Source organism: Pumilibacter muris (assembly GCF_943193045.1).
GTDB lineage: Bacteria > Bacillota > Clostridia > Christensenellales > Pumilibacteraceae > Pumilibacter > Pumilibacter muris.
The window spans coordinates 81,682-99,005 of record NZ_CALPCN010000006.1 but is presented as its reverse complement, the minus strand read 5'-3'; the positions used below and the strand labels follow the sequence as shown (position 1 = coordinate 99,005).

The 17,324-nt window shown below is 49.5% G+C and carries 11 protein-coding genes; 2 read left to right on the top strand and 9 right to left on the bottom strand.

The window, feature by feature from the left end; genetic code table 11:
* Positions 1–263: 263 nt before the first annotated feature.
* Positions 264–3,110 (top strand): glycosyl hydrolase, encoded by a 2,847-nt coding sequence (locus tag NFR62_RS08000; protein WP_251617187.1) that lies wholly within the window; start codon positions 264–266, stop codon positions 3,108–3,110.
* A gap of 55 nt (positions 3,111–3,165) precedes the next feature.
* Here the strand turns inward: NFR62_RS08000 and NFR62_RS07995 are convergent, their stop codons facing one another.
* The 8 genes from NFR62_RS07995 to NFR62_RS07960 all read right to left on the bottom strand — a co-directional run bounded on the left by NFR62_RS07995 (position 3,166) and on the right by NFR62_RS07960 (position 11,351).
* A complete protein-coding gene (locus tag NFR62_RS07995) occupies positions 3,166–4,032 on the bottom strand; it encodes a CPBP family intramembrane glutamic endopeptidase (RefSeq protein ID WP_251617185.1) in 867 nt (288 codons plus the stop codon).
* Positions 4,029–5,387 (bottom strand): ComEC/Rec2 family competence protein, encoded by a 1,359-nt coding sequence (locus tag NFR62_RS07990; RefSeq protein WP_251617183.1) that lies wholly within the window; start codon positions 5,385–5,387, stop codon positions 4,029–4,031. Before NFR62_RS07990 ends, NFR62_RS07995 begins: the two co-directional genes overlap by 4 nt.
* Positions 5,388–5,434: 47 nt before the next feature.
* Positions 5,435–6,193: a patatin-like phospholipase family protein gene (locus tag NFR62_RS07985; protein ID WP_251617180.1), complete on the bottom strand. Its 759-nt coding sequence runs from the start codon at positions 6,191–6,193 to the stop codon at positions 5,435–5,437.
* Between the two features lie 65 nt (positions 6,194–6,258).
* Positions 6,259–8,136 (bottom strand): NAD(+) synthase, encoded by a 1,878-nt coding sequence (locus NFR62_RS07980; protein WP_251617177.1) that lies wholly within the window; start codon positions 8,134–8,136, stop codon positions 6,259–6,261.
* 70 nt (positions 8,137–8,206) lie between these two features.
* Positions 8,207–8,791 carry a pyridoxal 5'-phosphate synthase glutaminase subunit PdxT gene (gene pdxT, locus NFR62_RS07975; RefSeq protein WP_251617175.1) on the bottom strand — a complete coding sequence of 195 codons (585 nt, stop codon included), beginning with the start codon at positions 8,789–8,791 and terminating at the stop codon, positions 8,207–8,209.
* Positions 8,792–8,811: 20 nt separating this feature from the next.
* The gene (gene pdxS / locus NFR62_RS07970) at positions 8,812–9,696 is read right to left on the bottom strand and encodes a pyridoxal 5'-phosphate synthase lyase subunit PdxS (RefSeq protein ID WP_251617173.1); all 885 of its coding nucleotides are present in this window, start codon (positions 9,694–9,696) and stop codon (positions 8,812–8,814) included.
* Positions 9,697–9,836: 140 nt separating this feature from the next.
* Positions 9,837–10,280, bottom strand: coding sequence for a 50S ribosomal protein L9 (gene rplI / locus NFR62_RS07965; RefSeq protein ID WP_251617171.1), 444 nt, complete (start codon positions 10,278–10,280; stop codon positions 9,837–9,839).
* 66 nt (positions 10,281–10,346) lie between these two features.
* A complete protein-coding gene (locus tag NFR62_RS07960) occupies positions 10,347–11,351 on the bottom strand; it encodes a hypothetical protein (protein WP_251617170.1) in 1,005 nt (334 codons plus the stop codon).
* A gap of 202 nt (positions 11,352–11,553) precedes the next feature.
* Here NFR62_RS07960 and NFR62_RS07955 point away from each other — a divergent pair, with 202 nt between their 5' ends.
* Positions 11,554–11,856 carry a DUF1540 domain-containing protein gene (locus tag NFR62_RS07955; protein ID WP_251617169.1) on the top strand — a complete coding sequence of 101 codons (303 nt, stop codon included), beginning with the start codon at positions 11,554–11,556 and terminating at the stop codon, positions 11,854–11,856.
* A gap of 125 nt (positions 11,857–11,981) precedes the next feature.
* Here NFR62_RS07955 and NFR62_RS07950 read toward each other — a convergent pair whose 3' ends face one another.
* Positions 11,982–17,072 carry a leucine-rich repeat protein gene (locus NFR62_RS07950; protein ID WP_251617166.1) on the bottom strand — a complete coding sequence of 1,697 codons (5,091 nt, stop codon included), beginning with the start codon at positions 17,070–17,072 and terminating at the stop codon, positions 11,982–11,984.
* Between the last annotated feature and the right edge of the window lie 252 nt (positions 17,073–17,324).

Below are 17,324 nucleotides of genomic sequence, written 5' to 3'. Positions count from 1 at the left end.
ACCATTAGAGTGTAGCGTTTTAATTAGTATACTCCGAATTTAGCTAAAAGTCAACCGTTTGCCTCTGCAAATAGTTAGGATTTTATTATCGTTTTGTGTGCGTTAAACGATATTTTACAATAACGGGAAAATTAGTTTTACACTTTTTCCTTTTTTCGGGAAATAGTTGAACATTTTTAAGAAAAATGCTTCGCGCGCTTGCGAAAAAGCGCCGCGCATGTTAAAATTGTTTTAACGCACATTAAAAGGAACTTGAAAACCGTATGAATATTGAAAAGCTTATAAACAAACTTTCTTCGCCCGAAACGTTGCGTCCCTTCCGCCCCCTGCCGTTTTGGAGTTGGAACGACCGTCTCGACGAAAAACGACTCCTCGAACAAATAGAGTGGATGCACTCTTGCGGAATAGGCGGATTTTTTATGCACGCGCGAGGCGGACTTATAACCGAATATCTCGGCGAAGAATGGATGAAGTGTTGCGACGCCTGTTGCGATAAAGCGGCTCGGCTCGGCATGGACGCGTATATGTACGACGAAAACGGTTGGCCGAGCGGATTTGCGGGCGGAAAACTTCTCGACGACGAAAACAACCGCGACCAGTCGCTTTACTGCGACACGGGCGACTTTAACCCCGACGCGTTTGCGAGCTACAAAATAGACGGCGCCAAACTCGAACGGGCGCATAAGCCCGAAAAAGGCGCAAGATATTTAAACGTTTACCGTAAGATTTCGGTTTCCACAGCCGACATTCTCAATCCCGAAGTGGTTGAAAAATTTCTCGATTTAACGCACAGGAAATATAAGGCGCGCTACGGAGCCGACTTCTCTAAAAAACTCAAAGGCTTTTTCACCGACGAGCCTCAATATTTCCGTTGGGCAACCGCCTACACTCCTATGATTGCCGACTATTTTAAAAAGGAATACGGCGAGGACGTTTTGGACGGGCTCGGGCTTTTGTTCGCCGAAAAAGACGGCTACGAAGAATTTCGGTATAAATATTGGAACGGCATGCAAGCGCTCATGCTCAAAAACTTCGCCAAAAAGATTTACGACTTCTGCGAAGAAAACAATATGATTCTCACGGGGCACTACGTTGAGGAAACCTCGCTCGGCAACCAAATGATGGCTTGCGGCGGCACAATGCCTTTTTATGCCTACGAGCATATTCCCGGAATAGACTGGCTCGGAAGAAGCACTGTGGGCGAACTTTCGGCAAAACAGGTTGGAAGCGTGGCTGCGCAAACGGGAAGAAACCGCGTTCTTACAGAGTCTTTCGGTTGTTGCGGGTGGGACGTTTCGCCGCGCGAACTGAAAAGAATACTCGATTGGCAGTTTTTGGGCGGCGTGAACGTTGTTTGCCACCACCTTCTGCCGTCGAGCGAATACGGGCAAAGAAAACGCGACTATCCTCAGCACTACACCCCGCTCAACGCATGGATTAACAAACATTTCCGCGAATTCAACGATTGCTACACCCGTATCGGCGCACTAATCGGCAACAGCGAAGAGGTTGTGAACACATGCGTGCTTCACCCCATAAAGAACGCCTACTGTTATTTTAGGCGCGATATAGAAGCGGGCTACGGAATAGCCGAACTCGACAAAACGTTTTTCGACGAAACCGAAAAGCTTGCAAGCGAACATATTTGCCACCACTTTGCCGACGAAACGCTGCTCGCCTCTATGGGAAGCGTGAAAAACGGCAAACTTATTTGCGGAAAATGCGCCTACGAATATCTTATAATCCCCTCGATGAATTCGATTGCGGCTTCCACTCTTTCGCTCGTGGAAAAATTCGTGCAAGACGGCGGAAAGCTTTTGCTACTCGGCAAATCGCCTTGCATGATTGAAGGCAAAAAAAGCTCGGTAAATTTAAAATCCAACTGCACGCTCGAACAAATAAAAGCGGCTCAACCTTATTCTGTGAATAACGCCGCAATTCGCACGAGCATGCGCCGCTGCGAAGAAGGCGACTTTATTTTCGCGGTAAACCCCGCTAACGAAGAGCAAAAATTCGCAATAAACGCCGCAAACGCGAAAAGCGTTCGCATACTAAATCCCGAAACCCTCGAAGTTTCGCGTCCGCTTCCGCTTTCGCGCACGCTGCGGGCAGGGCAAAGCGCTTTGCTTTTCTTATGCGCCGACAAACCCGAAACGGAAAACGCGAAGCCGCTCGTTAAAACTCTTTTAAGCGGCAAAGTTATAAAATCAAGTCCCAACACCGCGATAATAGACAGCGCGCGCTACGCACTCGAAGGCGAAGACTTCGGCGAAAACATGTCTTTAATTAAAATATTCGCGCTGTTGCTCGAAAAACGGTATAAAGGCAAACTGCGTCTCAAATACGAATTCGAAAGCCGTATATCGCCCAAAGACATTACGCTATACGCCGAAGATATGAATACCGAAAAAGTGGAAATCAACGGCGTGGAAGTGTTCTCGTGCGGCGCGCTTAAACACGAACCTATGGTTAAAAAATTCGAGGTTTCAAAAGCCGTTAAGGCGGGCAAAAACGAAATCGTTATAACTCTTAACTACTTCCAAGACGAAAACGTATATTTTGCGCTGTTCGGCGAGGGAGTAACCGAAAGCTTGCGCAACTGCATGGTTTATAACACGTCGCTCGAAAGCGTTTATCTTGCGGGAAGCTTCGGAGTGTATCCCGTAAATCCTCAAAACGGGCAAACCGACAAAACGTTGATTTGCGACGGCTTTGTGCTCGATAATCCAAAAGCCGAAGTAACTTCGCTTGTTTCCGATGGCTACGCAACGTTCGCGGGAGAAATCACTTTGGAAAAAGAGCTCGAATTCGAAAAAGAAGCGGTGCTCGAACTCGGCGGCAGATGGCAAACCGCCGAAATAGAAATAAACGGAAAAACCAAAACTTTGCTGTTCGACACCGCAACCGACGTTTCCGACATGATTCACGAAGGAAAGAACACGGTGCGCATAACCGCCTCGACCTCGCTTCGCAACCTAATGGGACCGCACCACTTCGCCCCCATAGACGAACCCGAATTAGTGGGACCGGAGTTCTTCAACTTATCGGGCAGTTGGAAAAACGGCGAAAGCCCGCTGTTCCGCCCCACCTATTCCCTCGTGAAAAACTGACAAACACGCAAACAAAAAAATACTAAAAAACGGAGTCGAGCAACTCCGTTTTTTTTCAATCCTTTTTCGCGTTATAAAGCAGTTTAAGTTTTTCGTCGGGACGTACTATTTTAACCATAACGAACACGCCGTAAAGAATGGCGAGCGCTCCCACCGCCGCAGTAAGAGTTATGTTGACGGCGTTCCACACCTGCCCTGTGCCGAGTTCGTCGGCAATTAGCCCCGCAAAATTGAACCCCGCGTGAAGCGCAGCGCAAGCAAACACGTTGCGGCAAAGAAGCATAACCATAGCGCACATTGCGCCTATTAAAAAGCTGTATCCTATTTGGAGAACAACCGCGCCGGGCGACGACGAAAAAAAGTTCACAACATGAATTGCCCCGAAAAGCGCCGACGATATTATAACCGACCAAAAAATCCCTTTGCGCGTTTTTCCCATTTTTCTGAGAATTAGCGGAAACACAATCCCGCGAAAAACGATTTCTTCGAACAGCCCAACAAAAACGCAGTACAGCGCAAATAGAAAATAACTTATTGCGCTCGCGTTCACGCTAACCGCGCCGCTCGCAAGCCCCACGAGCGGAGCGTTGTTCACCGCAACCGCAACGAACGGCAACGAGAGCAAAAAACCTTTTCCTCTTCCCTTAAAACCGAAAATGCCGAATCCCAAATCGAGCGCGAGCAACCCGAGAACAACAAATCCCAACGCGCGAAAAATCGCGTTACCCAAACTCGCGGCGTCCGTTCCTTTTTTGCCGAGCATTAGAGCGCCGAGTTTTTCTCCCGGCAAAAGCACAATGCCGAGAGCGAACAGTATAACCACAGCCACGCCGAAAACGGGCGAATCAAGCAGATTAAACCTGTCGCGCCCTATTTTTTTCGGCTTTTGCGCTATTTCCGCATTTTGCTCTTTCTCGCTCATCTTTTGCCGCGCAGCTTTTTAAACCACGCTCTTATTTCGGGCAGAACAAGAAGCACGATAATAACAACCACGCAACCTATTATAACTATTTCGAACCAAGTGAGCCAAATGTTCACCGTAACCTTTTCTTTCGGACGGTTGCGAATGGCTTCTTCGCCCACATAGAGAGAATACGAAACGCTTCCGTCGTCGGCTTTCGTGCCGCGAACCGACATGGCTATTGCCCCTACTCCTTCTTCGAGCGTGTCGGTGCGCAAAATGTTTTCGTCTTTAAATCCGAGCTTTTTCAGCCGTTCGAGCACTTCCGCATGCGGGTGCCCGTATTCGTTGTCGGCGCCGCAAGATATAATAGCCTGAACGCTCGCGCAACTTTCGGGCGTTGTCATAACGTTTATAAAAGCCTCGCTCGAAGAAGTTCTGCTTCCGTGATGCCCGAGTTTGAACACGTCAACCGAGAATTCGTCGTCGAAAATTGCGTATTTGCCATCGCCTTTCATTGCTTCGGCAACAAAGTCCGCTTCCGCGTTTTTCTCGGCGTCGCCCGAAAGCATAAACCGTTTTTCGTGATATTCTAAAATCATTATGGGCGAATAGTCGTTCCAATCGGAATATGACTTCGAGCCAATGGGTGCATAGAAAGTAAACGAATAATATTCGGCGGCGTCTTTTTCGAGGTCGGGCTCGATTACGCTCGTTTCCTCGTCGGTCGCATCGGTAACTATTACTTCGGTGGGAGTTCCCTCAATATTTCCCTCGTAGGCGGCTTGCAATGCGCGCCCGTAGGTTTGAGTGTCTTTAATATTTTTGCTTCCGAGCTCTTTGATTTCAGTCTCGGGGTCATCAAATCCTATTTTGGAATTGCCGTCTTTGTCTATATCGTTATAATACACGTTGGGGCGGTAAAAAGTTTTAGCGGGGTATTCTTTTAAAACGTCGAACATTCCGCCGCAATGGTCGCTGTCGGGATGAGTGAGCACAACATAGTCGAAATACTTTATGTTGTTTCCTTCCGCGTCCTTAATGTTTTCCTCTATGTAGTTTAAAAGCGCCGTCTTGTCGGTTTTGTTGTTTTCCCCCGCGTCGATTAGCATCTTTTTGTCGTCGGGAAATTCTATAATGCACGCGTCGCCTTGCCGCACGTCCACAAAATGAACGTTCAAATCGTCGCCGAGTTCGGTAACCGTTCCCGTGTCGGGCGTTTGTTGTTCGTTTTGAGCGGAATCGGCTGCGGGCACAAGCCCGAGCTTGCGATTGATTTTATCAGTCCAAATCAAGCTCAAAAGCAATCCCGCAATCAAAATCAGCGCAATTACCGCCCGAACTATTCTTCCTCTTTTTCTGCTTTCACTTGACATATTTTTTACCCTCCTTGCGGAATGACAATTTCTAAACGCCGCAAAAACTATTTTCCCACAATGCTCCTCAGCCTGCCCACGAACAGACTTTGGCGCGTAGCCTCGTAGCCTATGTCGAGCATTTCTTTCCAACCCGACTTACTCACCGACGAATATTCGCTCGTGTCGGGCGATATTACCGCGTCGCTGTGCCTTAGCCCCGCCACCGACGAATTAGCCGCCATAATGTGGAAAGTGGCTTTGAGCACGTCGATAAGTCCCACTCCGTTCGTGCCGCCGCCGCGCGTGGGGTTAACGTCTACCGTAACCACCTTAGTCGCGCCGAGCATTCGGCAAACGTCGGCGGGAATGTTGTTTAAAAGCCCGCCGTCAACAAGATGCTTGCCGCCGAACACTACGGGCTTATAAAGCACGGGCACGGCGCACGACGCCGAAACGGCAATGCTCGCGTTCCCTTTGTCGAGAATAGCCTGTTCCGACTCTATCAAATCCACAGCCACCGCCGCGAATTTTGTGGGGAACGAAGAAATATCTTTCACCCCTATCAAATCGGTGATTACTTTTCCGATTTTCATGGGGTCGTTGGGCGTAATGAAAATTCCGTTGTGCAAATCCCTGAACGAGAGCGACTCGGCGTAGCGAACCATCGTTTCGCTTTTTATGCCCGCCGCATACAGCGCGCCCACAAGCGCGCCCGCGCTCGTGCCCACCACCATATCGAACTTTACGCCCGCTTCCTCGAACGCTTTAATTGCGCCTATGTGGGCAAAGCCGCGCGCTCCGCCGCCGCCCAAGCACAGAGCCACAACGTTTTTTTCAACGTCTTTGAGTTTGTTTTTTCTCCCGAACGTGTCGGCGCCCTCCTTTCCGTTTAAACGTTTTTAAGTCCGCATTCGTCAAGCCACAAATTTACGCTCGCGTCGCTCGGCATCCTCCAATCGCCGCGCGGAGAGAGCGAAAAACCTATTTTCGCGCCGTCGGGGCTGCAAGAACGCTTAAACTGCGAAGCAAAGAAACGTTTGTAAAATCTTGCGAGCGACGCGGCGTATTCTCCGGGCTCGCCGCCGAACGCCGCCGCCGCGTATAAAAGCGTTTTTTGCGGAGTGCAACCGCACCGCACCGCGTAAAACAAGAAAAAGTCGTTGAGTTCGAACGAACCTATAATGTCTTCCGTTTTTTGCGATATTTTGCCGTTTTCGGCGGGCAACAATTCGGGGCTTATTTCGGTGCCGAGAATACCGAGCAACGCTTTTTCGGTTGCGCCGCCTATTCTCTTAGCCTCGTATCGCACCAAATATTTTACGAGCGTTTTGGGAACAGACGAGTTCACGCCGTACATAGACATGTGGTCGCCGTTATAGGTGCACCAACCGAGCGCCGCTTCCGAAAGGTCGCCCGTGCCTATTGCGAGCCCGTTCTCGGCGTTTGCTATATCCATCAAAATAAGCGTTCTCATTCTTGCCTGCGCGTTCTCGTAGGCAATGTCGCGCAAGTTAAGGTCGTGCCCTATGTCGTTTAAATGTTTTTTAACGCTCTCGCATATATTTATGCATCTGTGCTCCGCTTTGCTCTCTTTTGCAAGAATTAAAGCGTTTTGCGCGGTTTCTTCGGTTGTTCCGAATCCGGGCATAGACAAAGCGAGCAAGCTTTTCGGCGGCATTTTAGAAAGTTTCAACGCCCGCAAACAAACGAGCAAAGCAAGCGCCGAATCGAGCCCGCCCGACACTCCGAGCACAAGTTTTTTCGCGCCCGACGCTTCTATTCTTTTGCGGAGCCCCTCCGCCTGCATCGTTAGTATAAGTTCGGCGCGCGCTCCGTTTTCCTCTTGCGGCACAAACGGCAAACGCGACACGTTGCGCGCTATTTTTCCGTCGCGCTCAACCAAAACAAATTCCGCTGTCGCACGTTCCGCAACGTTCGGCGAAACCGTGTTGTTCTTTTTACGTTCGTGAATCAAAAAATCAATATCAACGTCGGCAAAAGTTAAAAGTTTATTCCCGAAAGGTTTATTTTCGGCAAGTATTTTTCCTTTCTCGGCAATAATTCCGTGCCCCGAAAACACGAGGTCGGTTGTGCTCTCGCCGCGTCCCGCGTCGGCATACGCATACGCCGAGCACGTTCTGAGCGACTGACTCGAAACAAGCGTTCTGCGCTTTTCCGCCTTTCCCACCGTTTCGCTGCTTGCCGATATGTTCACCGTTACAAGCGCGGCGCAGTCGGACGACGGAGGGCACGGAGCCCATAAGTCTTCGCAAATTTCAACGCCAACCGTAATTTCGCCGTTCGCCTTAAAAACCGCTTGCGCCATAGCGCAAAGTCTGCTCGCAAGCGTCACAACTTGCGGTTTTTCCGCACGGGTAAAATAGCGCAACTCGTTGAACTCGCCGTATTCGGGATAATGAGTTTTGGGCACAAGCCCCAAAATATTCCCCTTGTTCAGCACCGCGCAAACGTTATAAAGCTTATTCTCATGGCTTACGGGCAACCCTACGCAAATAAGCATGTCGGCGTTTTCAGTGCTCTTTAAAATTTTTTCGAGCGCTTTTTCGGCGCCGCTAATCAGCGTTTTCTGAAAGAACAAATCGCCGCATGTGTAGCCCGTAAGGCAAAGTTCGGGAAACGCCAAAACGTCGACGCCCTCTTTTTGAGCTTCGAGCACCGCCGCTATAACGGCTTTCGCGTTGTATTCGGGCTCCGCCACCCTTATTTCGGGGTTGGCTACTCCCACTCTCAAAAATCCGTGTTCCATGTTTTTCCTTTTTTAACGACAAAGTGCGATTGTAATTGCGAGCGAGTGAAACGAGCGTGGCAATCTCCGCCTACTCAAACATATTCAAAAAATAACGGTGCACTGTTTCGTCGTCGGTGAGCTCGGGATGAAAACTCGTTACGAGCATGTTTTCCTGCCGAGCCGCAATTATGCGCCCGTTCAGCTCTTTTAATACTTTCGCCTTTCCGAATGTTTTTTCTATCGCGGGAGCGCGAACGAACACAAGTTCGAGCGGCAACGGCGAAAATTCTTCTATAACTTCATGCGCTATAAAGCTGTCGATTTGCCTGCCGTAGGCATTGCGCCGCACTCGAATGTCCATAACGCCCAAATGAGGCTCTTCGCCCTCTATTTCCTTCGCAAGCAGAATAAGCCCCGCGCAAGTTCCGAAAACGGGCAAGCCGTTCTCTATTTTCGCTTTGAGCGGCTCTGCAATCGAAAACAGCTTTAAGAGCTTTCCGAGAGTGGTGCTCTCGCCGCCCGGAAGAATTATGCCGTCTATTTGTTCGAGGTGCTCGGGCTTTAACACCCTAAGAGTGTTCACGCCTATTTTTCGGAGCATACTCTCGTGCTCTATAACAGAGCCTTGCAACGCGAGTATTCCTACGGTAGGCGCAGTTTTCTTCTTTTCCATATAACCGTTTTGCCGAGTTTTTACCAACCGCGCTTAGCAAGGCGCTCTTCGTCGCTCAAAGTGGAAAGCTCTATGCCGCGCATCGGCGTTCCCAAGCTTTCGCTCACTTCGGCAATGAGCTTGGGTTCGTTGTAGTGAGCCGTTGCAAGCACTATGGCGCGAGCGGTTTTTTTCGGGTCGCTCGACTTGAATATTCCCGAGCCTACGAACACGCCTTCGGCGCCGAGCGTCATCATTAAAGCCGCGTCGGCAGGAGTGGCAACGCCGCCCGCCGCAAAATTCACAACAGGCAGTTTTTTGTTTTCGGCAACGAATTTAACAAGCTCGTAAGGCGCGCCTATCTCTTTGGCGTAGCTCATGAGTTCTTCGGAAGGCTTGTTGCTAAGCAAACGGATTTCGCTCATCATTTGGCGCATGTGGCGCACAGCCTCCACAACGTTGCCGGTGCCCGCCTCGCCTTTGGTGCGAATCATAGACGCGCCCTCGCCTATTCTTCTAAGAGCCTCGCCCAAGTTGCGCGCGCCGCACACGAACGGCACCGAAAACGCGTGCTTATCTATATGATACGCGTCGTCGGCGGGAGTGAGCACTTCCGATTCGTCGATATAATCTATTCCGAGCGCTTCGAGCACGCGGGCTTCCACTATGTGCCCTATTCTCGCTTTTGCCATAACGGGAATCGTAACCGCTTTTTGAATGCCTTTAATCATGGCGGGGTCGCTCATGCGAGCAACGCCGCCGTCGCGGCGAATGTCGGCGGGAACGCGCTCTAACGCCATAACCGCCACAGCGCCCGCTTCCTGCGCTATTTCGGCTTCGGCGGGAGTGGTAACGTCCATAATAACTCCGCCTTTGAGCATTTGCGCCAAATTCTTGTTCAGTTTGCTTTGTTCGTTCTTTGCCATCGTTTTCTATTGTTTCTCCTTAAAGGTTTGTTTTTTATTGTATGCAAGGTTGCCGCGTCGGGCTTCGCCCTCCTCGCAATGACATTGCAACTTATATGTCATTGCAAAACAACGTGAGTAACACAGCAACTATAAACTTATTATAATGCCTCTACCGACACCGTGAGTTTAGCCGAAATTTCGGCGTAGCATTTAACCGTAACGGTGTAACGCCCGAGCGCTTTTATCGGCTCGGATATAACTATTTTTTTCTTATCCACTTCTATGCCCTTAGCCGCGAGCGCGTCGGATATTTGCTGAGTGTTGAGCGCGCCGAAAAGCTTGCCCGACTCGCCGACTTTTATTTTAACGCTCACGCTTTCGCTGTCGAGCTTCTTTTTGAGCTCTTGCGCCGCCGCCTTTTCCACAGCTTTGCGGTGCTCCGCCGCTTCCGCCGAAATACGCGCGCTATTCACGCTCGCCGCAGTAGCTTCTTGCGCTAAATTGTTTTTAAAAAGAAAATTGCGAGCGTATCCGTCCGACACGTTTATAATTTCGCCTTTCTTGCCCTGCCCTTTTACGTCCGCTTTAAGTATTACTTTCATGATTATAACCATGACCTCCTATAATAAAATATTTTTAATAAAAGCGCGTTCGATACGAACTTACTTTTATTCGAGCGCCCAATCAAGCAGCTTGCGAAAATCCGCAACGCAGTCGGCAAGCCCTATAAACCCGAGCGCGAGCATACCCCACTCGTAAAAGAGCGCCGCAACTGCAAGCAATACCCAAAACAGCGCAATAGTTGCGATTTTAACTTTTCCTTTGGGGCGCGTAAGAGTGTGATACAACAGCGTTATGCCGCACAGCGAAGAGGGCAACGTAACCGCCAAGTTCACAACCGCGATTACCACAGGCACCGTAGGCTCGTAGAACGCCAAAAAAGCGAACGCGAGCGCGGGCAACACCGCCGCAAGAAGATATACTCGCCCAAGCCGCCAATCGCGCACGGGAGCGCCCGTTACGCCGCAAACCCGTTCGCTAAGCGCGAAACCGCCCAAAGCCCCCGCGCCGCCCGCAAAAGCGCCGAAGCCCGACAAATACCACAAAACGGTTCCGTCAAGCTCGCGCCAAACTTTTTCGGCATACCTCGAAATCGCTTCCGCCAAATAAAGCGGGTCGGCGGGCGAATACGGCGAGTGCCCGAGTTCGGTTTGCGAAAGCGTAGCGTAATGCCGCTTGGAAAGCAAGCGCACAACGGGGTCGCGCGAAAGCTTTTCGTAGGCTCCGCGAATAACGTCGCTCACGCTGACTCGCATAGCTATTGCGAATACGGCGAACACCGCGCACACAACGAAAGCGCCCACGCCCGCGCAAAGCGCGGTTTGAACAAGCGGCGAAAGCTTGCGTTTAAAAAACACGGGCACACAAAGAGCCGAAAGCAAAACGGCTCCCGCAACGGTAAACTCGCAAAAGCCGAACGCCGCGAATCCCGCAACGCAATACGCCGTCGCGAAAGGCAGAAAAATCCACGCGCCCGCGCGCAAGCCCGCATACGCCAAAAGCGCGCAAACAACGGGCAGAAGCGGAACGCTTAAACTCGGCATAAAAACGCACGCGCACAGTAGCGCCGCCGCAAGCGCTCCCGCAATTACGAAAACGATTTTTTTAGCCAAGCTTATATCTCCTCGTCGTTTAAGCAAAAAGGTTTTCGGCACCCTTGTATTGTATATCATTTAACGCCTTTTTGTCAAGATAATTCGACAATACGAATATAGGCGGCGAGTTTGGGGCAATAATAATTTTGCGGATAGAGCAACCCGAACAACCGCGTTGCCCGCCGAAATCAAAAAACACACATAAGGAGATAAAAACGAAATGAAAGACATTAAATGCGGACTTAAAGATTGCAGATTCAACAAAGGCTATTGCTGCTGCGCCAAAAGCATAGACGTAAGCACGCGCACCGACTGCCTAACATACTCGCCCGACGAGAAGAAACGTAATTCGCTTTTCGAAGCCGCCGCCGATTTTATTCCCGCCAATTACAGCGTTGACACCGCCGTAACTTGCAACGCAAAATGTATTTTCAACAAAGACAACCGTTGCGTATCGAACGGTATAACCGTTATGGGCGAAGGAAACGGCGAGGTTGTTTGCCTTACCTATATTAAAGACTGACTAACGCGGCTTTGCGGAGAATTACCGCGTTCGCGCCGACGCCGTAAACCGACTAAACAACGTTCAACTCTTTTCTGAACGCAAAAAGCCGACGGATTTATTCCGTCGGCTTTGATAATTTCTTACTAAGCTTGTTTGGTTACCGTCACCGAAGCGTTGCCGCCCTCTTCCGAATAAGTTATTACAAGCGTTTCGGCTTCCCCGTAGTAATCGATTGCCACCGTAAATTCATTTTCGGCATTCTCCGCAATCGATTTAATTGTAGCCTTATAATAATATCCGTCTTCATATTTTTTGATTTCGTTTATAGAAGTTGCGCCGTCGGTTGAAACAAAAAATTTAATTTGATATTTTGAATTATCCGACGCACAAGCGCCTTCCAACACAATAATTCTGCCTTTCACCGTAGCCGCGCATTCGGTAGTTGACGTAATTTTTATGTCGGTCGTTCCGTCTTCGAAAGTTATTTCGTTTGTGGCAAAATCAAACGACACGCCAACGCTTTCACTACCGTAGGAAGCATAACGAATTTGTACGGTAATATCCCATTTCGTTTCGTCGTCGTAGTCGGCAGAACGATAAACGGATAAATAAAACTCGAAAACTTTTCCCGAAGCCGTTTCAGTCAACTCAACCGATGCGCCGTTTTTGAATAAAACGCCGCCGTCGAACGCAATGCCGTCAGCGTCCGCTTGCACAGTGCCGAGCTCGACCCACTTGTTTTCGCTCTGCGAATAAGCGTATAGCGTGGCTTCGTTGTCGGCGCTCATATAGTAACGGGCGTATTCGGTTGTGCTTGCAACAAGATAAGTTCCGTTGTCGTTTATGTCTTTGCTCACAACGCCGCTTGCAAACGAATACACGTTGCCCGTCTTAAAATCGAAGAACACTGCGCGGTCGAGCGTGTCGCGGCTATTGTTCGCAATGCCTACAACTCCTTTCAGCTCGTCGGAAAGCGACGAAGCGAGCAGAGTATTGAAAGCTTCCACGTTTGCAACCGAAAGCTGCATACGTATATTGCCCGAAGAAGTCGCGGCAAAAGCCGTTTCGTTTATATCGACTTCGGCAAAGTTGGGCACCGCAGAAATATCGAACACGGTAACGGGCGTGTAAGAACCCACGCCGTGAGTGAACGCGTTCGCCCCTATTTTCTCTATATCTTTCAACACAACCGAAGAAAGTTCACAACCGTAGAACGCGCCGTCGCCTATTTCGCGCAAGCATAGCGCTATAACTTCGGTAAGCCCCGAACCTTTAAACACGTCTTTTTCAACGATTTCCACTTGATTCAAATCGAGCTTGGTTAAATACGCTGTGTCGGCAAGTTTAAACGCGCCTTCGGCAATTCTCGTGACACCGTCGGGAATTTTCATGTTGCTTGTAGAATTGTCTATTCTGCCCGTATAAAGCAATAGCGTGCCGTCGGCAATCACCCACCCGTCGGTTATATATTTAAAGCTTTTTTCGCCGAGCGTAAAATACATAATTTCGGCTCTTGTGTCGGCGGGTTTGAGCGCAACTATTCCGCTCTGCACGGGAACGATTTCGCCGCGCACAACAACGCCGTATGCGTCTATATATGCGGCGGACATAAATCCGTCGAGGAGCAAAACCGACCAGTCGCCGTTCACATATACTCCGTCGTTTTCTGCGGTATACACAGTGTAAGCGTAATCCCCGTCGAATATATATGTATTGAATATAAAGTTGCTCTCGCTTCCCGTAAAACGGTAGGCGTTTTCGCCGCGCTCGGGGAACGCCGAGTAAGTTCCGCGTTCGCTCTCCTCTCCCGTTTCGTTATAAAGCACAGCGGTCCCCAAACCGTCGAGGTAAATATAAGATTTGTTAAAACTTCCGTCTTTGCGCAAACCGTAAGCGCCGTATGCCATAGTGCGAAGCACGGCTTTGCCGTCTACTATGTCGAACACATATTGCCCGAGCACGTTTCCGCTGTCGTCCGTTTCGGCAAATAAAATGTTCTTTCCGTTCACGTCGGGTAAAAATTGCCGCGATTCGGCGTAGTCGCCGTCGGCGAGCGTTCCTATTTGCATAACGCCGTTTAGCGACACCCAGTTAGAACGCATATAGGTGGCGGATAAATAACCGTCGCCCGATAGCGAACCGACTTTGCCGTTTTCAACAACTTCGAACTCGCCTTTTCTCGTTACGTCTTGCAAAACGTATATGTTGCCCAAATCTTGAATTCTCGCAACAATAATCTTATACGCAAGCGGCGCTACGGGTTCGCCGTTTTCGTCGTCGGCGCTCGGGAACGTAAGTTCGTATTCCTCGTATTGCGCGTTGCTCGTAGGCGCATAAACGCCCCACCTCACGTTATTTCCGTTATACAACAGCACTGTGCCCATACCGTCGAGGAAAATTTCGTAGGCATTCTCTTCGGCTACCGAATAATAAAAACCGTAGGCGGTTCCAACCGCAGGAACAATTTCGAAATGTTCGAGGTCTATAACGCGAATAACGTAATCTTTGCCGTTTTCGCCGCTCAAATAAACTATATTGCCTTCAAAAACATAGGTGCCCGTTATAACTTCGCCCGTAGCGGGAGTAAATACGGCTATTCCGTAGCCGTCGGTTTCAAACCTGCCGACGTCGCAAGTAATGTCGAAAGCTTCGTCGTATTGATAGAACACCTGTTTACCGTCTTTTTCGCCGAACTTGCATAAAAACCAACCGTATTCGGCGTAAACGTCGTCATAACCCGTAGAGGGCAAAGCGGAATTGCTCGCAATAAACCCGTATTCGCCTTGCACTGAGGGGCTTTCTTTAAACGTGCCGCCGTAGCAATAATAATACGAACCGTCGTCGAGCAAAATGCCGAGCACAGCCGTTTCTTCGGTTAAACGAATAATTCTTGCGGTGTAAACGTTTTTGCGCTCTTCCGATGCGTAAGCCACGTCGTATACGTCTGAGGGCAACACCTCTTTAACGTTTACGCTTCCGTTACTTCCGCTTTCCAACACGAAACTGCGGGTAACGTTTTCCGACATTGTGAAAGTATAAACGTAAACAAGCCCTTCCTCAACCGAATACTGCACCTGTTGCGCAGTGCCGCCCGCAGGAGTAAACACAGCCTTTCCGTCGAGCCCGAGCTCTAATTTGCCGTTTGCGTCGTCGGCAAACACTTGCGAATCGCCAACGCGTGTGGCGGTGTTGTTTTCGGTATCGAGCGTGAAATCGATTTTCACGGAATTGCCCACGTCGTTTAGCGAATTGCCCGAAAAACTGAAACTAACGTTCGCTTCGGCAAGTATTTGATACACCCAAACCTTATATTCTTCGTTATATACGCCAACCCACACGGTTCCGTACAGCCCGCCTTGCGAAGTGCGCGTAACAGTTATAAATGCGTCGGAATTTACGCCGTCGTTATAAACGGCGCCATTCACAAATAGAGTATTGGTAAAATCAAACCGCCCGAAAGCCTGCGCGTTTATTTCGACAGCCTCCATGCCGTTAAGGTCTTCGGCAAAATACAATAAAGTATCGTCTTTACCGTCCATTGTAACGCGAACATAATGCTCGGTAACCTCGTATATGGTGTTGCCGCTCAACGCGTGCCACGATTCGAAACTTTCTATTGTGTAAGTTCCCGTCTTTTTGCCGCCCGCATAAGTCAATTCGGAATAACCGCCGAAGCCGTCTAACGTGAACGAATTCCAACTGTCGCCGTATGTTCCCGCATAGTCGTCGCCTACCGTGTAAACGCCTTTAAGCGCGTAGTCGCCGAGCGTGCCCGACTGCTCGGACAAACGAATAAAACTTTTAAGAGAGTTAATGCCGTTATTGAACGTAAGCGAATACGTTTGCGTCGCGGCGTCCTCGCATTCGTATACGCCGTTTATTATTTCAAGAGGTTCTCCCTCTTTTTCGGGTTCGGATATGTATTGAGCTTTTCCCAAACCGTCGAAATAAATCAAATCGTAATCGAAAGTAGCTTCGCCCGTTTTATAAGCGTAATAACCCGCTTCCTCCGATGCTGTGCGGAAAGTTAAAACACCGTTTTTCTCAACAAGAATAAACGAAAACGAGTTCCCCCCCCCGACGGGTACGAACGTATAATCGCCCGTTTGAACGTTCAACTCGTAAGAGCCGTTCGACGCGGCGCCTTCGCTCGGAGTATACGTTGCCGCTCCGTGCGCGGCAAGCTCCATTGTGGAGTCAGTGCCGTCGAAAGCACTATAAGTATTTTCAAGCGTGTCTTTATAATAATAGAACGAATTTCCCACGATTTTCCCGTCGAGAACAACTTCGCCGCTTTCGGAAAATGCGAACACATTCGTATCGCTTAACGTTCCGAGCTTGTCTTGTAAACCGTTGCGACGCAAATAAACCGCGTTGCTCTCTTCGCCGTGCGACGAACGGAAAATATAATCTGAGCCGCCGAGCAAGTCGGAAATCGCATTATCCCATTTGCCGTATAACTCCGAATCTTGCGTTACGGTAAACGCTTCGCCGCCGAAAAACTCTGCGGCGCCGCTTTCGGTATTCGCCCAACCTGCCAAACGGAAATTCGAAGAAAGCCCGAGTTCGCTCTCGGCTTTAAGTTCTATTTCTTTACCGTAATAATACGTTTCGCTAACCGTTTGGTTTTGCGCTCCCAATTGCTCGGGCGCATTATATGTATACTTAACGGTGTGTTTATCGCGCGCCAAATACACAACAAAGCTTTCGCCTTTGCCTAATTTGTCGCTTTGAGTTTTGCTCTCCTCGTAATTGCCGTTAGGTTTTTCCGACAAAGAAAAATGCTCGGGCACTTGCTCATACGAAAACGGCTCGCCGTACCACCCGCGCCCCTGCTCGTCTTTGCCCTCGTATTCGCCGTCAACGTTTTGCGTGTAAATTTTCGCCGTATACGACGCGTAATACTTAGCTTTAAGCGTGCAACCGCCCTGCGGCACGGTGTCGGAACCGCCCACAACGCTATTGCCGTTAAACCAACCGCCGAACGCAAGTTGCTCCATAGCTTTGGGTTCGATTTCTTTTATAAGCTCGGAAAGCGAATCGCCCACAAACGCCGCTCGCGTAAATTGCGTAATTTCGTCGTCTATTCCCTCAACGAACGTTATCGTTGCGGGCGTGCGCGTCTCCTCGCCCTTTTTACCTTTGTCGCCGCACGCGAGTGCAAAAACGCCAAAGCACAAAAATACGAGCGCGAGCGCAAAAACGCCGACAAGTTTTTTAACCGTTTTTTTCATGTATATTAAAGCCTCCCGAATTAAAACATAACGACGCCACAACAAATAAAGTTATGACGTCGCTGTCTTTACATAATTTTTTATAGTTTATCATACGCAACACATTGTGTCAAGTAAAAGGTTAGATATATATTATTTTCTTAACAAACTGTCGTTGCGAGCGCAGCGAAACAATCCCCAACGTGAAGCGAAAAACGCAACAAAGATTGCCGCGTCGCTCACTGCGTTCGTTCCTCGCAATGACAGGGCGTA